This is a genomic window from Leptospira ilyithenensis (assembly GCF_004771005.1).
Taxonomy (GTDB): Bacteria; Spirochaetota; Leptospiria; order Leptospirales; family Leptospiraceae; genus Leptospira_A; species Leptospira_A ilyithenensis.
Map to the genome: position 1 here is coordinate 1 of NZ_RQHV01000058.1, position 431 is coordinate 431.

The following is a 431-nucleotide window of genomic DNA, read 5'->3' on the forward strand; positions in this document are numbered from 1 at the left end:
TGCGATACTACATTTCCTATAGGATTGGAATTCACTGCGTTTCTTGCTTTCTTTGCATCCCGTGAACCTTTATAATCAGCTACTATACTACTTGCTACTTCAGGAGGTATTCCTGTTGCACTGGCAACAACACTTGTCACATGTTTTTTTATGATAGATTGTTCGTTCGATCGGATTCCATTCATTGCCTCTTTGGCTTTTGTCATCGTTCCCAATTGTTTGTCCAAAGAGACTATCGCAGCTCCGACTCTAGTGATCGGGTTAATCATAGCAACGGCTCCCATGGTATTGGATACCGAACCTATCGCATTAGATATTGTATTCGCTACTACTTTTACAGCTCCCGCCATCATTCCTACACCGGTTCCTATGATGCCTCCGGACAGTTTGTTCACGGCGTTAAAACTCTTTGCATACATATTCTCTATCGA

General features: G+C 42.5%; 1 protein-coding gene. It reads right to left on the reverse strand.

The features are described 5' to 3' along the window. The coding region (locus EHS11_RS13055; RefSeq protein WP_135764858.1) for a hypothetical protein at positions 1-395 on the reverse strand (395 nt) is incomplete at its 3' end. Between the last annotated feature and the right edge of the window lie 36 nt (positions 396-431).